Source organism: Rhizobium sp. ERR 942 (assembly GCF_007828395.1).
In the GTDB taxonomy this organism is placed as follows: domain Bacteria; phylum Pseudomonadota; class Alphaproteobacteria; order Rhizobiales; family Rhizobiaceae; genus Rhizobium; species Rhizobium dioscoreae.
This window is the reverse complement of record NZ_VIUA01000008.1, coordinates 130,191-153,062: the sequence shown is the minus strand read 5'-3', so window position 1 is coordinate 153,062 and position 22,872 is coordinate 130,191. Positions and strand designations below refer to the sequence as shown.

Here is a 22,872-nt window from a genome sequence, read left to right as displayed (position 1 = left end):
GCACGGGGAGGATGGTTGCGATGAAGACAGGGATCGACGCGGTTATCGAAAAGGCGATCACGTCCGGCAAGATCGTCGGCACCGTCGTGATCGTCGTCAAAAACGGAGAGACCGTCTATAGCCGCGCTGCTGGTCATGCCGATCGAGAAACCCAAAAAGCCACGGATACGCGGACGATATTCCGTCTCGCTTCCGTGACCAAGCCGCTCGTGGCGGCGACGGCCCTGGCTCTTGTCGACAAGGGCAGGCTGGCGGTTGGCGACCTCGCCCGAGATTATCTCCCCTATTTCCGACCCCGGCAGCCAGATGGAGAGATCGCCGATATAACCATCCAGCACCTGCTCACTCACACGGCGGGTCTCGGTTATGGAGCGGATCCCAAAACCACGCCATCCGAGCGAATGTTCAACGCTGGCCTCGCCGATACGGATCTCGACTTCGAGGAGAACTTCAGTCGACTGTCGACCTTTCCGCTGCTGGCCGCACCGGGCAAACTTTGGTCTTACTCGATCGCCATTGACGTTCTTGGGGCGGTCATAGCACGGATCGAGGCTTGCAGCCTGGAAGAGGCGGTGCGTCGTCATGTAACGGGACCGCTGGGCATGAGCGACACCGGTTTTTCGGTGAGCGATCCGGAGCGACTTGCCACGCCCTACGCCGATGCCACTCCGACGGCCGTCAGAATGAGCGATCGCCATTTGGTTCCGGATGATAGCGGCAACCTGCTTACCTTTGCGCCGACGAGGCTATTCAATCCGAAGGCTTTCCAATCCGGCGGAGCGGGCATGGTGGGCACGGCGCCGGATCTAATCACCTTCCTCGAAGCCATTCGCGGCGGCGGCGCGCCCATCTTGAAGGCGGAGACCGCAAGGGCGGCGCTTCTCAACCAGATTGGCGACATCCCGCGCCCGGGCAAACCAGGAGAAGGATTCTCTTTTTTGGGTGCGGTGATCCGGGATCCCGTCTTGGCGAAGGTTCCAATGGCGAAGGGATCGGTAAGCTGGGGCGGCGTTTATGGACACAGTTGGTTCATCGATCCCTTGGAAGGCATTTCGGCGGCGATCATGTCCAACACGGCGGTTGAAGGCTGCATGGGAGCCTTTCCACGAGATATCGTTCGGGCGATTTATGGCGTTTAATGCTTCCGGCCCGAAAGCATCTATCGGTTCCAAGAGCTAGCGGCTCGACGGAAGCTTGATTGTTATGGTCTTGCCCTGGCAGCTGCTGAGCGAATTCTAGACCGAGCTTCGCCGCCATTCTGTGACGGTCTGGAATGAAACGTCGATGCCGCGCTCGGCCGGCAGGTCTTCAACATCGCGAAAAGCTAAACAGAAAACGGTGACAAAGCCACCCTGCATGGGCGATGATCTCGGCGGAAAAGGGCGGCGTCCGAAGTGAGCAGGCTGGGCTCCGGCCATGGGCAGCAAATACCGGCTCCTTCACAACAAAGTCGTCAAGCCGGCGCCAACGAGGGCGACTCACCCACGCGGGTAGAGTGATTCTCGTCGCTAATTTTAGCCGGATATGCGTCGGACGATCGACGGTGGCCGCACCTTGCTATCAAAAGGTGTGAGTCATCGCTGCGATCGTCTTCGGCGACTTACCGCGGAAAATTGAAGAAAAGCAGCGCATTAAATAGCAAAGACCCAGGTCCTGGCTGTCACATGTTAACCGGTCATTAACCGTTAATCTCTGGACGGCCTGACAGAATCGTGTTCTACCTTCTGGCGGGCAAAGGTCGGCAAACCGGCGACAGGCCGCCAAGAGGGACAAATGGCGATAGCGAACCGCACGGAGACTATAGCTCCTTCAAAGGAAAACGCAGGCAGCAAGATCGCGCGCCATGCGACTGTGCTGTCTGGTCAGCTCCAGCAGCTCAGAACGCGGATGTATCCGCCGAAATCCGAGAAGATGCTGCGCCAGTTCCTGACCAATGAAGTATCCAAGCTGACCTCGATTCCGGATTCGACCCTGAAGCTGATGTCGAGCGAGGGCCGAGGCCCCACCCCGAGCAGGTTGGAGAACAATCACCGCGTCTACACGCTTGCCCAGATCAACGAATTGCGGGAGCTGTTCGCCAAGCAGAAGCCGGCGGAAGCCCTTCGCTTCCTGCCTCGGCGCCGGCCAGGCGAACATCTGCAGGTGATGGCGATCGCCAACTTCAAGGGTGGCAGCGCCAAGACGACCACTTGCGTTCACCTCGCGCATTATCTCGCGCTGCATGGCTATCGCGTGCTGGCGCTCGATCTTGATCCGCAGGCCTCGCTTTCGGCCATGTTCGGCGCCCAGCCGGAAATCGATGTCGGCGCCAATGAAACCATCTATGCGGCGCTCAGATACGAGGCGACCGAGAGGCGCTCGATCCGCGAAATCATCCGCAAAACCTATTTTGACGGCATCGATCTCATTCCGGGCAACCTGGAAGTCATGGAGTACGAGCACGAGACGCCGCGGGTTCTCGCCCAAAGGTCCGGCTCCGGCGCCATCTTTTTCGAGCGCCTGAAGCTCGCGCTTGCCGAGGTCGAGGAGGATTACGACATCGTCATCCTCGACACGCCACCGTCGCTCGGATTTCTGACCCTTAGCGCCATCTACGCCGCCACGAGCATGATCATCACGGTGCATCCGGCCATGCTGGACGTGGCATCGATGAGCCAGTTCCTGCTCATGATGGGCGATCTGATCAGCGTGCTCGACGAAAGCGGCGCGCAGCTCGACCAGGATTTCATCCGCTATCTGATCACGCGCCACGACCCGAATGATGCGCCGCAATCGCAAGTCGTTGCGATGCTGCGTCATCTCTTCGGTACCGATGTTCTCTTGCCGACGGCGATCGAGAGCACCGCGGTCGAGGCCGCGGGGCTCGCCAAGCGTTCCCTCTACGAACTCGAGATGGGGCAGATCGGCCGAGACACGCACAAGCGCGCCCGCGAGGCCGTCGACGCCGTCAACGAAGCCATCGTTCATCTCATCAATGCAAGTTGGGGGCGTGAATGAGCAAGAGCCCGAGACGATCCATCGTCGCCAGTTTCGGCCTGCTTTCGGCCGAATTGGAAAGCGGCGAGAGCACGCCAGAACCGCCGCCTTCTAGCCCTGTCCCCGCGCAGCCTGGACGCGTCGGTGCCGGAGTGATCGGCGCGGCGCATCGCGCAATCGGCGATATCCGCGCGGAGCGCGATCGACTGCGTGCCATTGTCGAATCCGGCGAAGGCTGGATCCAGGATCTCGATCCACATGTGATCGATGCCTCACCCTATCCGGATCGCCTGCCCGACGACGATCCGGGTGACTTCGAGAGATTCAAGCGCTCCATCGAGGAGGAAGGCCAGAAGGTTCCGATCCAGGTTCGACGGCACCCCACCTCGAGCGATCGGTATCAGGTTGTCTATGGCCATCGCAGATGGCGGGCCGCCCTCGAGCTCGGCCGCGCCGTGCGTGCCATAGAGGTCGAGATATCCGATCTCGACCTGGTGCTGGCCCAGGGTATTGAAAACGCGAGTCGTCAAGATCTGACATGGATTGAACGCGCCTTGTTCGCCTCGCGCATGGACGATGCTGGCATTAAGGCACGCCATATCTACGCGGCTCTTTCCATCGAGGACGCGGAGCTCGCGCGAATGCGGAGCGTCTATCGCACGATCCCGGCGGATATCATCGAAGCGATTGGCAGGGCTCCGAAGGTTGGTCGACCGCGTTGGCTGGAGTTGGCCAAGACAATATCGGCGGCCCCCAATGCCCTTGAAGTCGTGCGCGCCGCTCTCTCCGACGTCAATGACGCCGATGAAACCTCGGACCAGCGATTTCAGGTGGCATTGAAGGCGATCAAGCCTTCGCCCGAAGGGCGCAACACCCAGATCGCGATTTCCGATGGATCGGGAGCCAGGCTTGGTGTGTTCATGACCTCGCCCCGGGAGGTTCGAATCTCCGCCGAGGGCAAATTGGGTACGGAATTCGTAAGATTTGTCGAGGAGGAGCTGCCCGACCTTGTCGAGCGTTTCACTCGTTCGAGAGACAAACGCAAACCCTGACAGCTGTCAGGGTTTTCTGATTGGAAAGGAAACCTAGCAAAAGAAAAAAGGCCCCCAAACGTTGCCGTCGTGGAAGCCTTCTCTTCAATGTAGCAACTGAAGAATCGCATTTCCTCGAATCCCAGTCAAGAGTCTTTGGCACCGTTTTTGGTGATCGTATTTCTTTTGCCTCTTGAAGGTGAGGAAAATGCAGAATGGAAGTGTAACGACGCCTTTTGGGCGGCGGCCAATGACGTTTGCCCTGCTTCGGCGACAGATCGCCGTGAACAGGATCGAACCCGGCAAGTCGGTCGATAAATGGAAAGTCTTTCGAGACGTATCCGAAGCGCGGCAAAAACTCGGATTGCAGGATCGCAGCCTTGCCGTGCTTGACGCCCTGTTGAGCTTCCATCCGGAAAGCGAGCTGCGCCAGGACGCCCAGCTTGTTGTCTTTCCATCCAACGCGCAGCTGACCTTGCGCGCTCACGGCATCGCGGGCGCCACGCTTCGCCGGCACCTCGCGCTTCTCGTCGAGGCTGGCCTGATCGTCAGAAAGGATAGCGCCAACGGTAAGCGCTATGCGAGAAAAGGCAGGACGGGCGAGATCGAAAACGCATTCGGCTTCGATGTCTCACCGCTGCTGGCGCGCGCGGAGGAACTCGCAATCATGGCCCAGCAGGTCGTGGCGGAACGCATGGCGCTACGCCGCGCCAAGGAAAGCCTGACGATCTGCCGGCGCGACGTCCGCAAATTGATCGCGGCGGCCTGCGGGGAAGGCATCGGTGGCGACTGGTCGCTGATCGAGGATAGCTACAACGCCATTGTCGCCCGCATTCCTCGTTCACCGACGATCCGCGAGATCGTCTGCATTCTCGAAGACATGGAGCTTCTTCGCCGCGAGATCATCAACCTTTTGGAAACGCAGCAAAAAATTGAAAATTATAGCACCAATGATGCCCAGGATGAGCAGCACATACAGAGTTCGAATCCCGAATCCCTTAATGAACTTGAACCAAGCTTTCGAGCAAAGCTGGAAACGAGGTCCATCGAAAGAGACAGGTCGCGGAAAGAACCGATGCGGATCTTTCCGTTAAGCCTCGTGCTGAAGGCATGCCCAGAAATAAGCTCTTATGGACCGACGGGCGGTATCAACAACTGGCGGGACCTGATGTCGGCGGCTGTTGTCGTGCGATCGATGCTGGGCGTCGGTGCTTCGGCCTATCAGGATGCTTGCGAGATAATGGGGCCAGAAAACGCCGCTGCGACGATGGCGTGCATCCTCGAGCGATCTGGGCATATCAATTCGGCTGGCGCGTATCTGCGAGATCTTACTTCCAAGGCGGCGCGGGGTGAATTTTCACTTGGTCCCGCGCTCATGGCATTGCTTCGAGCAAATATCGGCGACGGCGCTACCATATCGAGGGTTTCATGACGGATGGTTGCTCGGCTTCCAGCATATCCACGATTGTAATAGGCCCTTGAACCAGGGCTCGAGCGTAACCGAGTGGGCGGCATGATATGTCATTTTCAGCAAATGGTACGGCCAAAGCCAATCTTTCAGCCATGGCCGTTCCATTGACCGTCGGTGATTGCCGGCGGCTCGGATCCGGGCCGTGGATTACCGGCAGACGCGTTCCTTGCGAATGACCCAGTGGCCATGAACCTTATGCTTCACGGTTTTCACGAAGCAATCATGGTGATGACGATGGAATGGAGCTGCCTGAGAGGGAGCGCTGACGGCGACAACGGATGCTAGGGCGATCACGGAAGAGAGAAGCAGGCTTTTCATGTTAAACCTCGTAAGCATTGGGGGTTGATGCTGCGTGTTCACGCATGACCTTGATGACCGATCGAGACTTAACCGAAAATGAATAGCACCCTTACAATTTTGTAATGCGATCTGGAGATCCGCGCCGATCGAGGAGCCGTCCGCGGTGAACGCGAAAGGAGCGTGGTTTGAGGTACATTGGCCAAACTCGGTCCCGGCCGATCGCATTTATCGCCCGATCTCTCGCCGCTGGCCTACCACTCGCCGGCCGCAACTGGAGCCTTGGTAGCGAGCGAGCACGAACTCCCAGGAGATTTATCGGTCCGGGCTATCTGGTAATTGGCGAATCTGGGCGGAATTCATCCAAAAAGCTGACCGAAATGCCCTTCGGCGGGCTGTTTTACCCCGTCCCGGGAGCGGGATTGCCGCTTGCGGAACAACGCGTTTCCAGGCGTCAGAAACTTCAGTCGACACTGTATGGCTGATGGAAGCTAATACCGCGATAGCTTCTCGATGGAAAAATTCTCTTTGAAAATTAGATATTTAGGCGGTGCCGAATTTGGGCAGGAGAAGCGAAGCATTTCGTCCGCTTCGTGCAATATAGCACGCTAACCAGGCCGATTAGTCAAGGAAATTGTCGGTTAGCCAGACTCGATGGCCCGCAGGGGATACCCCATCGTCTCGCGCAGGAGAGCGATGGTCTTAGAAACGCTCGGTCCCTCGATCGGAGGCGCCCGCCGGCGTTCGCAGAACTCCCGCCAGACGAATAGGGTCAGTTCCGCCCCGTCCGTCCCGGTCTCCCCCTCGGCGAATTGTCCGAGGATCCGATATCGGCCATCTCGCCAGAACAGTTTCTCCACCCAATCGTAGATGGGGATGACATGGAAATGAAAGGGAAGTCCAGGAATGTGGCCATATCGGCCGATATAGACGCGTGGAGCGCCCAGCTCTCGTTTCAAGGTCGCTTGAGACAGCGCCAGCAGCGGGCCGATCTCGCGCAGCGCGCCATCGGGTAAATCGAAGAGGTCATTGGCCAATCCTTTGGACTCGACGATGAGATAGCCGGGGAGCGCCGAATTCGCCCGGTGGCTCACAAGCCATCCGTCGCTCTCGCCGATCACAAATCGTGAAGCAGTCGTCATGTCTTCTCCTTCGTGTCAGCTGTTGTTCGTCAGCTATTTATGCTTCTGGCCAGGCGTGAATAACATTGGCCAGAACCGGCAAGCTGAAGTTTTCCTGGCTTTTCGATGGCCGAAGCTGAGTGGCGAATATATAGGCCCCGCATTGATTGCGAAGGTTGCGTAGCTGCTGCCGGGCTGGCGGTCGAGGTGAAAGAGACCGCTCCGGCAAGACGATCGCGGATTCTCCCGTGCGCCCCAATAGATGTCCATCCCTGTCTGCAAGCAGCATCCTGCGGCGCCGAGCACGGCGGCGACGGCCGGAAAGGTCGTTGGAAGCGCCACGGGGCGCGCAATGATACTGCTTTCCGCCGTAAACGAGCTGCCGAAAGAAAGCTCCATGGAACAGCAAGATTCCCGGATTGGACGGGCGAATGAAAAAGTCGCGCGGAAAGTCGGATCGCGAGCGAATGAACGCCAGGCGAACAGGCCTCGATGGACCAGATGGGGCTGCCGCCCATCGTATCCATGCGAGGAACTCGGCTGCTAGAGCAGGCGCGCCGTTCATCCCGAGCACGTCGGTCGGCGCGGCTTGCGAACATTGCCGCGGCTGTTCCAGGGTGTCCGAGCTCGCGGCCACGGGTGATGGAATTCGCGGTAATCAACGCGGAATTGCGACCTGGCGGCAGGATGCGCCAGGATCGCCACGAGGAAAGCCGCGTATGCTCGATGGACGTGTTGGAACTTCGCTGAGCGCGAGTAGCGGTAATGGCGATATTCGCGGGTAATGATCGCGGCCGGTTGGAGGCGACCTTCAACTTTGAAGTTGGGAGTTCTCTCTCACTGGAGCGAGCGTGGTCTGGCTTTGGTGGACGCGCGAAAACCCTGACAGCTGTCAGGGTTTTTCAAACAGCGACTATCAGAAGGGCGGGCTTTGGTAGGTGCGCGTAGCCCGGCGACCGACACAAAGGCGATATACTTCGCGTCACCCCTCTGGCGAGCTTGGGCCAAAACCCTGACAGCTGTCAGGGTTTTGTTCCGGAAGACCGCCGATGCATCGCAATGGCCGGATGAACGGTTGCGCTCACAGTATGCGCGGCCGATTCGTCCCGGTCGGAACTTCCGTCGCCTCGAAAGCTCCGGCCGGGAGTGACGGCGCGTCAATGTCCCATGGATGCCTTCCTGCCGAGCGTCACGTCGCGCAGCGTCAAGGCAAGAGGGATGGCCGCGAGCGAGATCAACGTCAGGACCCAGAAAGCATCGACATAGGAAAGAAACGAAGCCTGGCTCTGAATTTGCTGATTGATCCAGGCGAGTGCCTGTTGATGGGAGGTGGAAAGTGAGCTTCCTTGCGCCATGAAATAGCTGCTCAACTGACCGTAGGTATCCTGGTAGGCGCTGTTCGACGGGATGATGTGTTCCACCAGGCGGCTTTGGTGGAACTGTTCGCGATGGGTGATAATGTTGGAAATTAACGACACGCCAATCGATCCGCCGGTATTGCGGGCGGCGTTCAGCAGCGCGGAGGCCTGGTCGGTCTTGCTAGCGGGAATTCCGTCGTAGGAAGCCGAGGTGATCGGCAGGAAGATGAATGGCAGGCCAATCCCCTGCAGCATGCGGGCCGCGGCGAGATACCAGAAACCCACGGAGCCATAGACGCTGGTTACCTGATACATCGACAGGGCGACGAAGCCGGCGCCGATCGCGATCAGATATTTCGGCTGTATTTTCGAGGAGAGGAAACCGACCACGAACATCATGACCATGGTGACTACGCCGCCGGGCGACAGCATCAGCCCCGCCCATGTGGCCGTGTAGCCGAGATTCTGCTGAACCAGCTGGGGCAGATATTGCGTCGTGGCGAGCAGCAGCGCGCCGGTTGCCATCATCACCAGAAAGCAGGTGCCGAACTGACGACCGACCAGCATCCTGATGTCGACGGCCGGATTTCGGTGCCGCAGTTCCCAGGGGATCATCAGCAGGAAGGCAAGCGCGCAGATCACAGCCGCCACGACGATGAAGCTGGAGCCGAACCAATCGTCCTCCAGTCCTCTGTCGAGCATCAGCTCCAGCATTCCAAGGAAGGTGGCGACTAGCCCGAAGCCGATCCAATCGAAGCCAGGCTCCCGCCTGCGTTTCTGGGCACGTTCTTGCTTGGCGCCCGCCGGCTCCTTGATCAGCATGGCAACGGCGGCGAGCGTCAAGACGCCGACGGGGCCGTTGATCAGGAAGCACCAGTGCCATGAGAAGTTATCCGAAAGCCACCCGCCCAATGTCGGCCCGACCACGGGGGCGACGACGACGGCTACGCCGAACAGGGCGAAGCCCTGCCCCCGCTTTTCAGGTGGAAAGCTGTCGGCCAGAATGGATTGCGCGACCGGCACCATGCCGCCGCCACCGATACCCTGCAGGATGCGGGCAAGCAGCAGGAATTGCAGATTGGGCGCGAAGCCGCACATAACGGAGCTGATGGTGAAGAGTGCGAGGCAGCCGAGAAAGAAAGTCCGGCGGCCGAGAATTCGCACGAGATAACTCGTGGCCGTCACGATCACGGCGTTGGAAACGAGGTAGGTGGTGACGACCCAGGACGCTTCGTCCTGGCTGACACCAAGGCCGCCGGAAATATAGTTCAGCGCGACATTGGCGATGGTTGTGTCAAGCACTTCCATGAAGCTGGCAAGCGCGACGACGATCGCGATGATCCAAGGGTTCGGCGCCGATCCGGCAGCAGCGTTCGTGCTCACAACACATTCCTCAGGCTTTCCCACAAAGAGGGGCTGGCATTGGTGCGCACCGTCGGGACGACGGACATGCCGGGGCCCAACGCGAGATCGCTCGGCACGTCATCAAGCTCGATCTTCACGGGAACGCGCTGGACGATCTTCACATAGTTGCCAGTGGCGTTTTCCGCGGGAAGCAATGAGAATGCCGTTCCCGATCCCGGCTGCACGCTCGCGACATGGCCATGGATCGTACGTCCCCCATAGGCGTCGATCGTCAGCGTTACCGGCTGGCCTGGACGCATATGATCGAGCTGAGTCTCCTTGAAGTTGGCCGTGACCCAGAGCTTGTCCGGCACGAACATCGCCAGATTCGTGCCCGCTTGCACATATTCGCCGTCGCCGGCCGACAACTGCACCACTCGACCAGGCTGAGCCGCCGCCATCGTCGTGTAGGATAAATTGAGCTTGGCCTGGTCGAGCTGGGCTTGATCCTGCTTGAGAGTGGCCTCAACGTTGGCGATCTGGAAGTCATAGGCATCCAGCTGACGCCGCGCGGCGGTCAGCGAAGCCTGATCGGTGTTGAGCGCGGCCTGCTGCTGGTGCAGTTGCGAGGTATATTGCTGCGCTTCCTGAAGAGTGCCGGAGCCGCTCTTCACCAATCCCTGATAGCGGTCGTTCTGCTGCTGGGCGAAGACGAGATTGGCCTCGGCCTGTGCGACCTGCGCCTCGGCTTCTTCCACATTCGCTTGCTGAACCCGCTTCTGCGCCTGTGTATTCTTGATATTGGCGTTCGCCGCTGCGACCTGCGCCTGGGCCTGCTCAAGAGCCGTCTGGTAGTCGCGATCATCGATGCGGGCGATTACCTCGCCACTCGCTACGTGCTGGTTGTCGGTGACCGGGACGGAAGAAATATAGCCGGCTACCCGAGAGGTGATGGCATATTGACGCGCGGCGATGAAGGCATCGTCGGTGCTCTCATAATGAGAGGCGTCGTCCCAGTAGAGAAAGGCCGCCATCGCCGCTGCGGCAAGTGCGCTTCCGCCGATCAGGAGCATCCGCCGGCGCCGGGAGGGGCTGCCAATCGCATCCTCACGACCGGGATCATCCGGCTCCGGCGTCTCGTTTTCGTCGAGGGATAGGGTTTTATCGCCGGGTCGTGGCGCTTCCGCTCTTTCCTGTTCGGCCGGCAGGCCGCCTTGCTCATGATTTACCTTGGTACCGGCGCTCTTCGGCTCCAGTACGATTAATTTTCCGAGGGTCTCATCCTGAGGCGTGCTCATCTTCTACCTCTTCCGTCACTAGGCTTAAATTGAAACGAAACGTTCAATTTAAATATTGACGTAGAACTGATCGGAGTGTTAGTCAAGAGCCGCGGAGGGTGCTAAACCGCGTCCGAGCCAATCAAAAAACAGTGAGGTCCGTCATGCCGCGAGAGATGGCAAAACCCCAGATTATACCGGGGAAGACAAATGCGACGCGACGTGGGCGCCCCCCGAGGGAGAGGGCGGGGGAAGTCGAGGACAGAATTTTGCAGGCCGCGCTCCACGTCTTCATCGCCCGAGGTTATGAGGGCGCCAGCATCGACGAGATCGCCGAGGTGGCGAGGGCCGGCAAGCCGAGCATCTATGCGCGCTTCATCAACAAGGAGACCTTGTTCAGGGAAGTCGTCATCCGTTGGGCGCAAAAATCCGGCGAGATGGTCGCCTCCGCCACATCGGGCAGCATTCTTGAACGCTTCCAATCCGCGGGGGTCCTGATCCTCCAGCGGGCCATAAGGTCGGAGACCATCGGGCTCATACGCAGCGTGATCGGTGAAGCGACCCGCCATCCGGATCTGGCGACGACGATCCACTACGCCATGCGAGCACACGGAACGGCTACCGCGATGAAACTCGTGGCGGAGTTGGCGGAGGCCGAGGAACTCAAGCCATTGCCCGCCTTCGCGCCGGCCAGCCTTGAAGCCACGACCCGATACTTCATCGATCTGGTGTTGCTGCCGATGATGATCTCTTCGCTATTTCATGCCGATCTGACGCCTGTGAAGTCGCAAATGGAAGATCATGCACGCGAGGCGGCCACTTTTTTCCTACGCGGCTGCGGCTACAGCGGCGTTTGACGGTCATGGCCTTCGCGAGATCGCGGCAACAGGCCTAGATATTCCGGCGCTGCCTGTAAATCGTTCCTCGCGGGGCCCGCCGCGCGGGTGAGCAGGGCGCGACAGCGGCGTCAAGGCAGCTCCCAGCGAAACGGAGTCCGCCGGTGAGCGTCAGTCAGGTCCGAGCGTGCCGGCCGAAGCGTCTCCGGTGCTGTCCAACCCGCTCCCGCAAGCGCTCGCGATAGCGCGACGACATGTCGATGGGCTGGCCGCGCGCTCGACAGCGGGGGTGCCTCCACGGACCGCGGCCCATGGCGGACGCTTGGAAGGCGGCTTGATGCTCTTCATGCCGGATGGGGCGTCAATGCCGGCCGCCGCTCTTGGTGGTGCCGGTTTCCTCGCCGGCTCGCGGGGTCACGTGGCCTTTCCGTGGTGGTGAGATCCAATTTCCCCCGAGATCGACCGATTCGGAGTGTTGGGTCTCCGCTTCCGGGAGTGCTTGGACTCGGTGACAAACGGTCTTGTGCGCTAAAGCGGTTTTCCTCCAAGCGACCAATCGCGCGGCAACTCCATGACTGCGAGTTTGCCCCGCGAGCGCGACCCTCGCCGGACGTCACGCGAGGGAATGCGCATGCCTTCATGTCAGTCTGGCGGTCCAGTTGAGCCGGACATGGCCATCTGTCCGAAATTTCCCCGTGCTGACCGCCAATGTCATATTCCCTTGCCAATTCGCCGCGGCTCCACATGCGGGCTCGATGGGGCAGGTCTGACCGGAGAACGGCTGCGCCTCGCTCATCTTCCCGCAACGGTGCCACGAGACTTTCATCCCCTTCCGGCTTCGCCGTCATTCCTCGCGAGACAAGAAAGTCTCTCCGCGCCGCCCTCCACCGTGTTCCGGCCCCACGGGGTGCGGTCTGATCGTCCCCGGCCTTTGTGACTGCCATCGAGCCGCAATGGAGCGGCTCGAAACAGCAAAAAGGAATAGGAAAATGGCTACCATCGGCACCTTCACTTCGACTGAAAGCGGCTTCGTCGGCTCAATCCGCACCCTCGCCCTCAACGTAAAGGCACGCATTACCCGCGTGGAAAGCCCCTCCGACAAGGGTCCGCACTTCCGCGTCTACGCCGGTCCGGTTGAGCTCGGCGCCGCCTGGCAGAAGCGCTCCAGCGAGAGCGACCGTGACTATCTCTCGGTCAAGCTGGACGATCCGAGCTTCCCCTCCCCGATCTACGCGATGCTCACGGAGGTCGAAGGCGAGGATGGCTACCAGCTCATCTGGTCCCGCCCGAACCGCGATTGAGATCCGAGGCCCCGCCAATCAGGCGGGGCCTTTTCTCAATTTGCTGGCCGAGGCGCATTCCGCGAAGGAGCGCGTTCGATGTCGATGGCACCCAACCGGTTCTTCCGCCGATAACGGTCGTTTATCGAACGCAGCGCTGACGCATCCGTTCATGAGGCCCGTGCCGGGCCGCTTCAATTTGCTCGCCCCTGACATCGCCGCCCAGGCCGGTCAAGCGGCCCGTGAAGCCGGTTCATCTTCCGCGCCAGTCCGCAAGCGGACCCGTGAAGATACCCCGGCTTCCGCGCCACGCCGCTTGACAGTCCCGTTCGCCGCCGTGGGGCGGGCTTTCGCCCTCCCCTCTCTGTCCCGGGGAATGTCAGAGGCCATTCCCCAGGTAAGACCGGGGAGGCTTCGCCCGAGGGGCTTGCCCTTCGGATGGCAACCGTAACCAATGGAGACTGACAATGAGCATCTATACCGAGACCGCGCGTTTCGACACTGGCCGCGCGCTGACTGAAGCCGAAATGCGCCGCATTGCCCCTTCCATTTTCGCGGTGACCGCCCATGAAAGCCGGTCGGAACGCTTCCAGCCTATTCCCACCATCGAGATTCTGCGGGGTCTCGTCCGGGAAGGCTTCATGCCGGTCGGGGCGAAGCAGTCGCACAGTCGCATTGAGGGAAAAGCCGACTTCACCAAGCATCTGATCCGCTTGCGCCGCATCGACGACGGCAAGGTTTACAATGTCGGCGATACCGTTTGCGAAATCCTCCTCAAGAATGCCAATGACGGCACCAGCGCCTATGAATTGATGGCGGGACTGTTTCGGGTTCGTTGCCTCAATTCCCTGGTGACGCGGACCGGTACCATCGATGCCATCAAGGTTCGCCATTCCGGCGATGTCCAGCACAAGGTTATCGAGGGGACCTATCGCGTGCTTGGCGAGGCCGAACGCACGCTTGTCGCTCCACAGGATTGGTCAACCCTGCGATTGAACCGTGATGAGAGGGATATTCTCGCGGACGCCGCCCATGTCCTGCGCTTTGGAGACAAGGATGGCGAGACCACGACGCCGATCAAGGCCGAACAGTTGCTTATCGCCCGCCGTCATGACGACCGCGCCGACGATCTTTGGACAGTCTGGAACGTCGTGCAGGAAAACGCCATCAAGGGCGGGTTGCGTGGTGTTGGCCGCGACGATCTTGGCAGGCGCCGTCGCGTGAAATCCCGCGCCGTGAACGGTATCGATCAGGACATCAAGCTCAACAAGGCGCTTTGGCTGCTCGGGGAAAGGATGGCGGCCTTGAAAAGCGCGCGGTGATCGCGGGAGCGCCGCCGCCCTGGCGGCGCTTCACATTCATGTCCATTCTATCGGAGAAAATACCAATGAACACTGTTCATCCCATCTCCAATTCGCGGGAGATCAACGGGCATGTTCGTCCCATGGCATTGGCCAACGCAATTCACGGGCGCGTTCCCTCGTCGTGGGGTGGCGCGTCCTTCGTCACCTTGAACGATATTCGCGACTGCATCGAAGCGGGTGACCGATGGTTTGAGGAGGAGATCCCGGAAGGGTTTCGCGTTTCGACCGATAGCGGCTTTTCCTGCATCGTGCGCGATCGCCTCGCGTTTTGTTCGGCCCCTCGCCCGATCCTCGAGCTCGTTACACTCTCCAAGGAGGCAGACGAGGCCCTGACGGTCGCGACATCGAAGAAAAACGACCAGGGCTAAATCGCCTCTTTCCGCCGATTAGCATCGAAGGCGAGCAGCGGCGAAGATCGCGCTAGCGCCCTTGGCGACATTGATGAGGCTAGATTGGTTTGTCGGCGGCTTGCCTGTCCCGAGCCGCTCTCCAAGCCGAGCGCGACAGGTCGAGGGGTGCCCCTCGCGCCCCACCCCTCGATGCTCCCCGCCCGCCCCTGAAAAAGCGGAGCGCGAGGAGCGGGGCAGTCGGTCCCGCTTTCCCTTCGGGCCACGATGTTGAAGCTCCCACGGCTGCCCTTTGTCCGCTCCTCGCGCGTCGAGAATTCCCGAAATCCCGGCCGGCGGCCGGCGCTCTGCTGATTTCTCCGATGCTCTTCATTTTTTTGGGGATCGGCCTTGCTTCTTGGACCGCGCGTCGGTTCGATCAGTCAGGTCTTTCGAACGTCTTCCCGTCGCGATGAAACCTGTTCGCGCCGACGCGGGCCTTCATGTCATCCCGCCGGAACCAAATCGCACGGCCGCACCGAAGTGGCGCGTTCCCGGCCGTGAACACAATCTGCTCGTCCGCTCGCATGCGAAGAACCTCATGCGCCTGGATCAGCGGCCGGGCGGCCAGCTGCTTCGAACGCGTTCGCGATGAACCCTTCGCTTGGGAACCGCGGCTGACCTGATCGATCTCGACCGTGGTCATGCCGCAGCGTTTCGAGATATAGTCGGCGGTCTCGGGATCATTGATCGCCGCGAAGGAGATCCAGCTCGCGCTTTCGAACCACTTGCTCGCGGCGTCGCGGCCGCCATAGGTTTCGCGCATCTGCCCGATCGACTGGTAGATCATCGTCAGCGTGATGCCATACTTGCGGCCGGCATCGCGAGCGGTCTCCAGGATTCGCATGTAGCCGAGGCGGGCAACCTCATCGAGGAGAAAGAGCGCCCTGCCCTCCAGCGCGCCGTCGCGATTGTAGATCGCGTTGAGGAACGATCCGATGATCACCCTCGCAAGGCCGGCATGCGTCTCGAGCGTCTTCAGATCAATGTTGATGAACACATCGGTCTTGCCATCCGCGAGCGCGTCGGTCGAGAAAGTCGAACCCGACACGAGCGCGGCATAGTTGGCGTAGGACAGCCAGTGCGTTTCCTTGACCGCGTTGGCATAGACGCCAGAAAAGGTTTCCGCGGTCATGTTGACGAAGGCGGCGACATTCTCCCTGACGAAATCCGAGTTGGAATTCTCGTAAATGGATTGCAGTCGCTCGCGCAGTTTCGGCTCCGGTTCCGCCAGATTCGAACGAACCTGGCGCAAGGTCTGGTTCGCCGTGTCGGTATGACCGGATAGGCAGACGTCCGCGATCAGCGCGGTCAACAGCTGAAGCGCCGATGCGCGGAAGAAGTCGTCGCGGACGCCGCGCGGGCCGCCGCTGTCGCTCATGATCCACGATGCGACCGAGGCGATATCCTCTTCCTTGGTTCCGCCATGCCGACCGATCCAGTCGAGCGCGTTGAACCCGGTTTCGGGTTCCTTCGGATCGAGAAGGCGGATGAAGCGCGCGGCGCCTTCTCGATGCCCACGCACCATTGGCGCGACCTCGTTCGAAGGGTCCAGCACGACAAGGCCGCCGGCCCATTTAAGGGCCGTCGGGATTGTCACGGACGTTGTCTTGAAACCGCCCGAACCGGCGAACACGATACCGTGCGATGATCCGAACGAACCGTCGAAACACAACAGCGATGCCTTGCCGCCGCCGCCCCAGCTCTCGGCGTCGCCCGCGCGGAAGGGACGCGCCGCGGTGCTATCCTTGTCGACGCGGTAGCGTTCGCCGATGACGATGCCGCCGGTGTCGGGAAAAAGCCTCGCCGCGTCCCGCATGTTCATCCAGTCTGCCTCGCCATGCAGCGCCCTGCGCCCTCGGATACGCCTCGGCTCGGCGCGGGCGAAGGCGGCGTTGCCGATGAGCATCACCCGCAGCGCGAAACTTCCCACCATCAATGCGGCCACCGCGCCGATCATCGTTGCGGGGTCGAGATACGCGGCGATGGACCCACCCGCCGGAACCTGACCGACGAATGACATGAGACGTGTCGTCTCGCGTATCGCCGCGATCAGGATCGTCACCATGCTCCCGGCGGCGACGCCCCAACCCGCGAACTTGATGCCGGTCGCGCCCGTGCTCGCGAACAGGAAGGTCAGGCCGATGGCCGAAGCGGTGACATAGGGCGCCGCGATGCCCACGCGGCCCAATGCCAACCTCGCGGCCTCCGTCCTTCCAAAGGCCGATAGCCAATGCTCGATACCGGCCGTGCCGAGGACGGCGAGCATCATCAGCACGACCGGCGCGGCGAGGAGAGCAAGTTTATTCGCCGTCATCGCTGAACGCTTTTACACCGATCGCGATCAACCGCGCCCGCTCGCCTTCGTCCGATCTCAGCCGGGCGTTCAGTTCGAGCAACGCTCCAAGCAGAAGCGCGCGTTTCTCATATCGCAAGCCAGCCTTGACGATCAGGCCGCCGAGTTCGATTTTCTCGCGTGTGTCCTTCTTGCGGGCATCGGATGTCGTCGTTCTCGCCATCCGATCAAGCCTCGCGACCGCCGCCCTGAGCGGCGCCAGGCGGGACCATCGCGGTCGGCGTACCCGTGGTGCCTTTTCCATCGCCTTTTTCGCCGCCGGTCGTGGCCCCATTCCCGCCATCTTGGCCTGCGCGAAAACGTTGCGCGATATTCTCGAAGGCCGCCTGTAGCTCCGCTTCATCGATCTCGGTTTCTCCAAGACCAGCCTTGAGGGCAATTCGGCCGATCCGCTCGGCTTCGCGGGTTTCCGCGGCCTTGAGCTGTTCCTGGAGTCTGGCGATTTCGTCGCGGATTTTCGAGGAAGGTCTCTTCATTTGCGATCGTCTCCTGGCTGAGAAAGCGTGTCTTTCAAGGCCAGTTTCCGGAACTCGAGTAGCGAAGGCACTACTGTGAATCCTACAATCGCCAAGGGCGATGCTTTGGTGAATGATCCCTGCCGTTCCGAAGGAGCGGGTTCCAAGGGCGCAATTATACGTCGCTGTCGCGACGCTTAGCTTTTCGCCCCGGCGAGGCCCGCTCCCGACGCAAGCATTGGTTTTGTCCGCAACCGGGAGCCCAGACCGTCGTGGCCGTGCCTCATTTCTCCGTCAGCGTCGTCGCCCGCGGCTCCGGCCGCAGCGCGGTGCTGTCGGCGGCCTATCGCCACTGCGCGAAAATGGAATACGAGCGGGAAGCGCGGACGATCGACTATACCCGCAAGCAGGGCCTCCTGCATGAGGAGTTCGTCATTCCAACCGACGCACCGGAATGGTTGCGGTCGATGATCGCCGATCGCTCGGTGTCGGGCGCGTCGGAAGCCTTCTGGAACAAGGTCGAGGATTTCGAGAAACGTTCCGATGCCCAGCTCGCCAAGGATGTCACGATCGCGCTGCCGATCGAACTCACGGCCGAGCGCAATATCGCGCTTGTTCGCGATTTCGTCGAACGGCACATCACCGCCAAGGGAATGGTGGCGGATTGGGTCTATCATGATGCGCCGGGCAATCCGCACGTACATCTTATGACGACGTTGAGGCCGCTGACCGAAGACGGGTTCGGTGCCAAGAAGGTCGCGGTTCTCGGGCCAGACGGCAATCCGATCCGCAACGACTCTGGCAAGATCGTCTACGAACTCTGGGCCGGAAGCCTCGATGACTTCAATTCCTTTCGCGACGGATGGTTCGCCTGCCAGAACCGGCATCTGGCGATGGCCGGCCTCGACATTCGCGTCGATGGCCGTTCCTTCGAAAAACAGGGTGTCGAAGTGGAGCCGACTATCCATGTCGGCGTCGGCGCGACGGCCATTGACCGGAAGGCGGAGCGGGCGAAAGCACAATCATCGCCAAGGTCGCCAAAGCTCGAACGGATCGAGCTGCAGGAGGTGCGGCGAAGTGAGAACGCAAGACGCATCCAGCGCCGACCGGAGATCGTCCTCGAGCTGATAACCCGGGAAAAGAGCGTCTTCGATAGCCAGGATGTCGCGAAGATCCTGCATCGCTATATCGATGATGCCGTTCTGTTCCAGACTCTGATGGTTCGTGTCCTGCAGAGCCCCGAAGCGCTCTGTCTCGAAGGTGAGCGGATCGCGTTTGCGACCGGCGCCCGGGTGCCGGCCAAATACACGACGCGCGAACTGATCCGGCTGGAAGCCGAGATGGCCAGCCGTGCCATGTGGCTGTCGGCACGATCCTCGCATGGTGTTCGGGAAGCCGTGTTGGCGGCGACGTTCAAGGACCATTCCCGACTGTCGCAGGAGCAGAGGACGGCGATCGAGCATGTCGCTGGATCCGAGGGGATCACAGCCGTCATCGGCCGTGCTGGCGCCGGCAAGACGACGATGATGAAGGCGGCGCGCGAGGCGTGGGAAGCCGCCGGCTATCGTGTCGTCGGTGGCGCGCTTGCCGGCAAGGCCGCCGAAGGGCTGGAGAAGGAAGCTGGGATTGCCTCGCGCACGCTTTCGTCCTGGGAGCTTCGCTGGAGCCAAGGCCGAAAGCAGCTCGACGCAAGGACGGTTTTCGTTCTCGACGAGGCCGGCATGGTGTCGTCGCGGCAGATGGCGCAGCTGGTCGAGACGGTGACGAAGGCCGGCGCCAAGCTTGTCCTGGTCGGCGATCCCGAACAGCTTCAGCCAATCGAAGCGGGAGCCGCGTTTCGCGCGATCGCCGACCGTATCGGTTATGCGGAGCTCGAGACCATCTACCGCCAGCGCGAGCAATGGATGCGCGATGCGTCGCTCAATCTCGCTCGCGGCAATATCCGCAAGGCTATCGCTGCCTATACCGCTCATGATCGAATGATCGGTTTGACGCTGAAGGACGAGGCAGCCGATAGGCTTATCGCCGATTGGAGTCGGGACTTTGACCCGACGAAGACGACATTGATCCTCGCCCACCTCCGGCGTGATGTGCGAAAACTGAACGGCATGGCACGGGCCGAGCTCGTCAAGCGTGGCATCCTTGGCGAAGGTTTTGCATTCCGGACGGAGGATGGGCACCGCAACTTCGCGAGCGGCGACCAGATCGTCTTCCTGAAGAATGAAGGATCGCTCGGTGTCAAGAACGGCATGCTCGGCAAGGTTGTCGAAGCCGCTCAAAACCGCATTGTCGCCGAGATCGGCGAAGGTGAGCATCGCCGGCGGATTACCGTCGAACAGCGCTTCTACAGCAATCTCGACCATGGCTATGCCACGACGATTCATAAGAGCCAGGGCGCTACCGTCGACCGAGTGAAGGTGCTCGCGTCACTCTCCCTCGATCGGCATCTGACCTATGTAGCAATGACGCGTCATCGCGAGGATCTCCGCATTTATTACGGCACCCGGTCCTTCGCATTCGCCGGCGGCCTCGTCGAGATCCTATCACGCAGACAAGCCAAGGAAGCCACGCTCGATTACGAGAAGGGCAGCCTCTATCGCCAAGCACTGCGTTTTGCCGAAGGACGCGGCCTGCATATCGTCAACGTCGCCAGAACGGTTGTTCGCGACCGGCTCGAATGGACGATCCGCCAGAAACAGAAACTGGCCGATCTTGCCCACCGGCTCCTCACCGTCGGCGCCAAACTCGGCGTTGGTGCCAGCACCAAACCGACCCACTCCCAAAGCAGCAAGGAGGCCAGCCCTATGGTTGCCGGCATCGCGACATCCACGAAAACCGTCGAGCAGGCGATTGCCGAAAAGGTCGAAGCCGATCCCGGCTTGAAGAAGCAATGGGATGACGTGTCGACCCGCTTCCATCTGGTCTACGCGCAGCCGGAAGCCGCATTCAGATCAGTCAATGTGGACGCCTTGCTGAAGGATGAAGCGATCGCAAAAACGACGCTTGCGAAGATCGCCAACCAACCGGATAGTTTTGGCCCCCTCAACGGGAAATTGGGCTTGCTCGCCAGCCGCGCCGACAAGCAGGACCGTGAGCGGGCTGAGCGCAATGTGCCAGCCCTGGCGCAGAGTCTCAGCGATTACATGCGTCAGCGCAGCCACGCAGAACAGCGCTATCAGGCGGATGAAATGGCGGCTCGTCGCAAGGTCTCGATCGACATTCCGGCGCTGTCGCCAAGTGCGCGCCAGACGCTCGAACGGGCGCGCGACGCCATTGATCGAAACGATCTTCCGTCGGCGCTCGAGTTCGCGCTTGCCGACAAAATGGTGAAGGCGGAACTGGAGGGATTTGCCAAGGCGGTCACGGAGCGCTTCGGCGAACGGACCTTCCTGCCCTTGGCCGCCAAGGATACGAACGGGGAAACCTTCAAGACGGTCACTGGGGGCATGAACTCTGCTCAGAAGGAGGAAGTCCAATCTGCCTGGAGCCTGATGCGCGCGGCGCAGCAACTCAGCGCCCATGAGCGGACGGTCGAAGCACTCAAACAGGCCGAGACGCTTCGCCAGAGCAAGACCCAGGGGATGTCGCTGACATGATCATGCCCGTCTTGAAGATGGCGCCAGCAAGGCGATACAACAAACTCATCCAACTTGGCTTGGCCATGATCCCAATGGCCTTGCTGGGAACGACCTTGGTCGCCTGGTCTGGCAACTATCGGATCAATCTCACGCCGAGCGAACCACTCGGTCTCTGGCGTATCATCAAGCTCGATCGTGCGGCCGCCGTCGGCGATCTCGTGTTCATCTGCCCGCCTCGAACGCCAGCCATGCAGGAGGCGCGCAGTCGCGGCTATCTGCGCTCCGGCTTGTGCCCAGGCGGCGTGGCACCGCTCATCAAGATGGTTATGGCCGTTGCGGGACAACGGGTCGATATCGGCGCCAGTGTGACTGTGGATGGCCGTCCGGTTCCCTTCTCCACCATTGTCCAGCGAGATGGCGAGGGACGGCCGCTGATGCCTTTCGTCGGAGGCATCGTGCCAGCGAGCTGCGTCTTCCTTCATTCGGCTTTCGCTGGATCATTTGATTCGCGCTATTTCGGTCCCGTTCCCGCTGCCGGCATCCTGGGTCTTGCGCAACAGGTTCTGACCTATGCGCCGTGATCATTTCGAACCAACGCTGCTGATCATTGGAGCGATCGTCGCGGGGACAATCGGATGGAGTGGTCATGTCTTGCTGCTCCCGACCGCACTGGCGTTCCCGATTCTTTGGGCGCGGGCGCAAACAAGATTGGTGGCGGCGCTTGTTTCAGCCGGGTATTTCCTGGCAGCATCACGTGGTCTGCCACAGGGTGTCGCCGCCTTCTATTCATCGGACATCTGGCCCGGCCTGTTGCTATGGCTGTGTGCGTCGGGGAGTTTTGTTGGCGTGCATGCGGTGCTCTGGACGAAGCGCTCTGGTCCTCGCCCGTTGCGCTATCTGGTGGCGACTGCCCTATTGGCGATCCCACCTTGCGGCATTGCCGGTTGGGCAAATCCTATGACATCCGCCGGGGTTCTGTTTCCCGGTTGGGGATGGGCGGGTTTGCTTGCAATCACAGCCGGTCTCATGGGCCTCGTAACCCGCATGTGGCCGGCTGTCGCAATCGCCTTCGCAGGCTTCTGGTTGTGGTCCGCCGCTACCTGGACCGAGCCGCATCTACCCGATGGTTGGCAAGGCGTCGATCTCGAAATGGGACCTTCGCTCGGCCGTGACATTAGCATTCAACGCCACCGTGATCTGATTGCGACGGTGAAGGGTCGTGGAGCTGATGACCGCCCGACGATCGTGCTCCCAGAGAGCGCCTTGGGTTTCTGGACGCCGACGGTCGAACGGCTCTGGGTCAATGCTCTTCAGGATACGGACATTACCGTCGTCGCTGGCGCGGCCACGGTGGACGCGGCTGGCTACGACAACGTCCTCATTGCCGTCTCCGCAACTGGCGGCAGGCTCCTCTATCGCGAACGGATGCCGGTGCCGGGCTCGATGTGGCAGCCTTGGCAGTCATGGTTCGGTGGGAGCGGCGGAGCTAGAGCGCACTTCTTCGCAAATCCCGTTGTCGATCTTGGGAATGCGCGAGGCGCTCCCCTGATCTGCTACGAGCAACTGGTCGTCTGGCCGGTGCTGCAATCGATGCTGGATGACCCCGACCTGATCATCGCCGTCGGAAACGGATGGTGGACCAAAGGCACGTCGATCGTCGCAATCCAACGGGCAAGCACGATCGCCTGGGCAAGGCTCTTCGCCAAGCCGCTTGTTTTTTCCTTCAACACCTGAGGCCCGAG

At 60.7% G+C, this 22,872-nt stretch carries 17 protein-coding genes and 1 pseudogene; 11 read left to right on the top strand and 7 right to left on the bottom strand.

The window, feature by feature from the left end:
* The first annotated feature begins 20 nt into the window (after window positions 1-20).
* Window positions 21-1,139: a serine hydrolase domain-containing protein gene (locus FBZ97_RS28385; RefSeq protein ID WP_145323640.1), complete on the top strand. Its 1,119-nt coding sequence runs from the start codon at window positions 21-23 to the stop codon at window positions 1,137-1,139.
* 79 nt (window positions 1,140-1,218) lie between these two features.
* Here FBZ97_RS28385 and FBZ97_RS34870 read toward each other — a convergent pair.
* Window positions 1,219-1,368: pseudogene (locus FBZ97_RS34870) on the bottom strand (IS6 family transposase); the annotation flags it as partial.
* Between the two features lie 405 nt (window positions 1,369-1,773).
* Between FBZ97_RS34870 and repA the strand changes: the two are divergent.
* From repA to repC, 3 genes are all read left to right on the top strand, one after another.
* Window positions 1,774-2,997 (top strand): plasmid partitioning protein RepA, encoded by a 1,224-nt coding sequence (gene repA, locus FBZ97_RS28380; protein WP_069614999.1) that lies wholly within the window; start codon window positions 1,774-1,776, stop codon window positions 2,995-2,997.
* Entirely contained in the window at window positions 2,994-4,028 is a 1,035-nt protein-coding gene (gene repB / locus FBZ97_RS28375; protein WP_145323642.1) for a plasmid partitioning protein RepB, read from the top strand. The genes repA and repB overlap by 4 nt, the downstream gene beginning before the upstream one ends.
* Before the next feature lie 187 nt (window positions 4,029-4,215).
* Complete coding sequence (repC, locus tag FBZ97_RS28370; RefSeq protein ID WP_145323644.1) at window positions 4,216-5,439, top strand: plasmid replication protein RepC; 1,224 nt, start codon at window positions 4,216-4,218, stop codon at window positions 5,437-5,439.
* 977 nt (window positions 5,440-6,416) lie between these two features.
* Here repC and FBZ97_RS28365 read toward each other — a convergent pair.
* The 3 genes from FBZ97_RS28365 to FBZ97_RS28355 all read right to left on the bottom strand — a co-directional run bounded on the left by FBZ97_RS28365 (window position 6,417) and on the right by FBZ97_RS28355 (window position 10,896).
* The gene (locus FBZ97_RS28365; RefSeq protein ID WP_145323646.1) at window positions 6,417-6,917 is read right to left on the bottom strand and encodes an HIT family protein; all 501 of its coding nucleotides are present in this window, start codon (window positions 6,915-6,917) and stop codon (window positions 6,417-6,419) included.
* Between the two features lie 1,136 nt (window positions 6,918-8,053).
* The gene (locus FBZ97_RS28360) at window positions 8,054-9,637 is read right to left on the bottom strand and encodes a DHA2 family efflux MFS transporter permease subunit (RefSeq protein WP_246661885.1); all 1,584 of its coding nucleotides are present in this window, start codon (window positions 9,635-9,637) and stop codon (window positions 8,054-8,056) included.
* Window positions 9,634-10,896, bottom strand: a complete 1,263-nt coding sequence (locus FBZ97_RS28355; RefSeq protein WP_145323647.1) for an HlyD family secretion protein — start codon at window positions 10,894-10,896, stop codon at window positions 9,634-9,636. The genes FBZ97_RS28360 and FBZ97_RS28355 overlap by 4 nt, the downstream gene beginning before the upstream one ends.
* 248 nt (window positions 10,897-11,144) lie before the next feature.
* Here FBZ97_RS28355 and FBZ97_RS28350 point away from each other — a divergent pair, with 248 nt between their 5' ends.
* The 4 genes from FBZ97_RS28350 to FBZ97_RS28330 all read left to right on the top strand — a co-directional run bounded on the left by FBZ97_RS28350 (window position 11,145) and on the right by FBZ97_RS28330 (window position 14,723).
* Complete coding sequence (locus tag FBZ97_RS28350; RefSeq protein ID WP_186449562.1) at window positions 11,145-11,732, top strand: TetR/AcrR family transcriptional regulator; 588 nt, start codon at window positions 11,145-11,147, stop codon at window positions 11,730-11,732.
* Between the two features lie 968 nt (window positions 11,733-12,700).
* Complete coding sequence (locus tag FBZ97_RS28340) at window positions 12,701-13,012, top strand: DUF736 domain-containing protein (protein WP_113421296.1); 312 nt, start codon at window positions 12,701-12,703, stop codon at window positions 13,010-13,012.
* A gap of 446 nt (window positions 13,013-13,458) precedes the next feature.
* Window positions 13,459-14,313, top strand: a complete 855-nt coding sequence (locus tag FBZ97_RS28335; RefSeq protein ID WP_145323651.1) for a DUF932 domain-containing protein — start codon at window positions 13,459-13,461, stop codon at window positions 14,311-14,313.
* Between the two features lie 65 nt (window positions 14,314-14,378).
* Complete coding sequence (locus tag FBZ97_RS28330; RefSeq protein WP_145323653.1) at window positions 14,379-14,723, top strand: hypothetical protein; 345 nt, start codon at window positions 14,379-14,381, stop codon at window positions 14,721-14,723.
* A gap of 397 nt (window positions 14,724-15,120) precedes the next feature.
* Here FBZ97_RS28330 and traG read toward each other — a convergent pair whose 3' ends face one another.
* Genes traG through traC form a run of 3 tightly spaced genes read right to left on the bottom strand, consistent with a single transcriptional unit; the run spans window position 15,121 to window position 17,573 of the window.
* Window positions 15,121-17,058, bottom strand: a complete 1,938-nt coding sequence (gene traG / locus FBZ97_RS28325; protein ID WP_186449561.1) for a Ti-type conjugative transfer system protein TraG — start codon at window positions 17,056-17,058, stop codon at window positions 15,121-15,123.
* The gene (gene traD / locus FBZ97_RS28320; RefSeq protein WP_069610808.1) at window positions 17,045-17,260 is read right to left on the bottom strand and encodes a type IV conjugative transfer system coupling protein TraD; all 216 of its coding nucleotides are present in this window, start codon (window positions 17,258-17,260) and stop codon (window positions 17,045-17,047) included. Before traD ends, traG begins: the two co-directional genes overlap by 14 nt.
* Before the next feature lie 4 nt (window positions 17,261-17,264).
* Window positions 17,265-17,573, bottom strand: coding sequence for a conjugal transfer protein TraC (gene traC, locus FBZ97_RS28315; RefSeq protein WP_113354738.1), 309 nt, complete (start codon window positions 17,571-17,573; stop codon window positions 17,265-17,267).
* Between the two features lie 251 nt (window positions 17,574-17,824).
* On the opposite strand from traC, the gene traA reads away from it, so the two are divergent.
* From traA to FBZ97_RS28300, 3 genes are read left to right on the top strand one after another with little or no spacing between them, the layout of a single operon-like run.
* Complete coding sequence (traA, locus tag FBZ97_RS28310; protein ID WP_145323655.1) at window positions 17,825-21,148, top strand: Ti-type conjugative transfer relaxase TraA; 3,324 nt, start codon at window positions 17,825-17,827, stop codon at window positions 21,146-21,148.
* Window positions 21,145-21,711 (top strand): conjugative transfer signal peptidase TraF, encoded by a 567-nt coding sequence (traF, locus tag FBZ97_RS28305; RefSeq protein WP_145323657.1) that lies wholly within the window; start codon window positions 21,145-21,147, stop codon window positions 21,709-21,711. The genes traA and traF overlap by 4 nt, the downstream gene beginning before the upstream one ends.
* Window positions 21,701-22,864: a conjugal transfer protein TraB gene (locus FBZ97_RS28300; protein ID WP_145323659.1), complete on the top strand. Its 1,164-nt coding sequence runs from the start codon at window positions 21,701-21,703 to the stop codon at window positions 22,862-22,864. Before traF ends, FBZ97_RS28300 begins: the two co-directional genes overlap by 11 nt.
* Window positions 22,865-22,872: the final 8 nt, after the last annotated feature.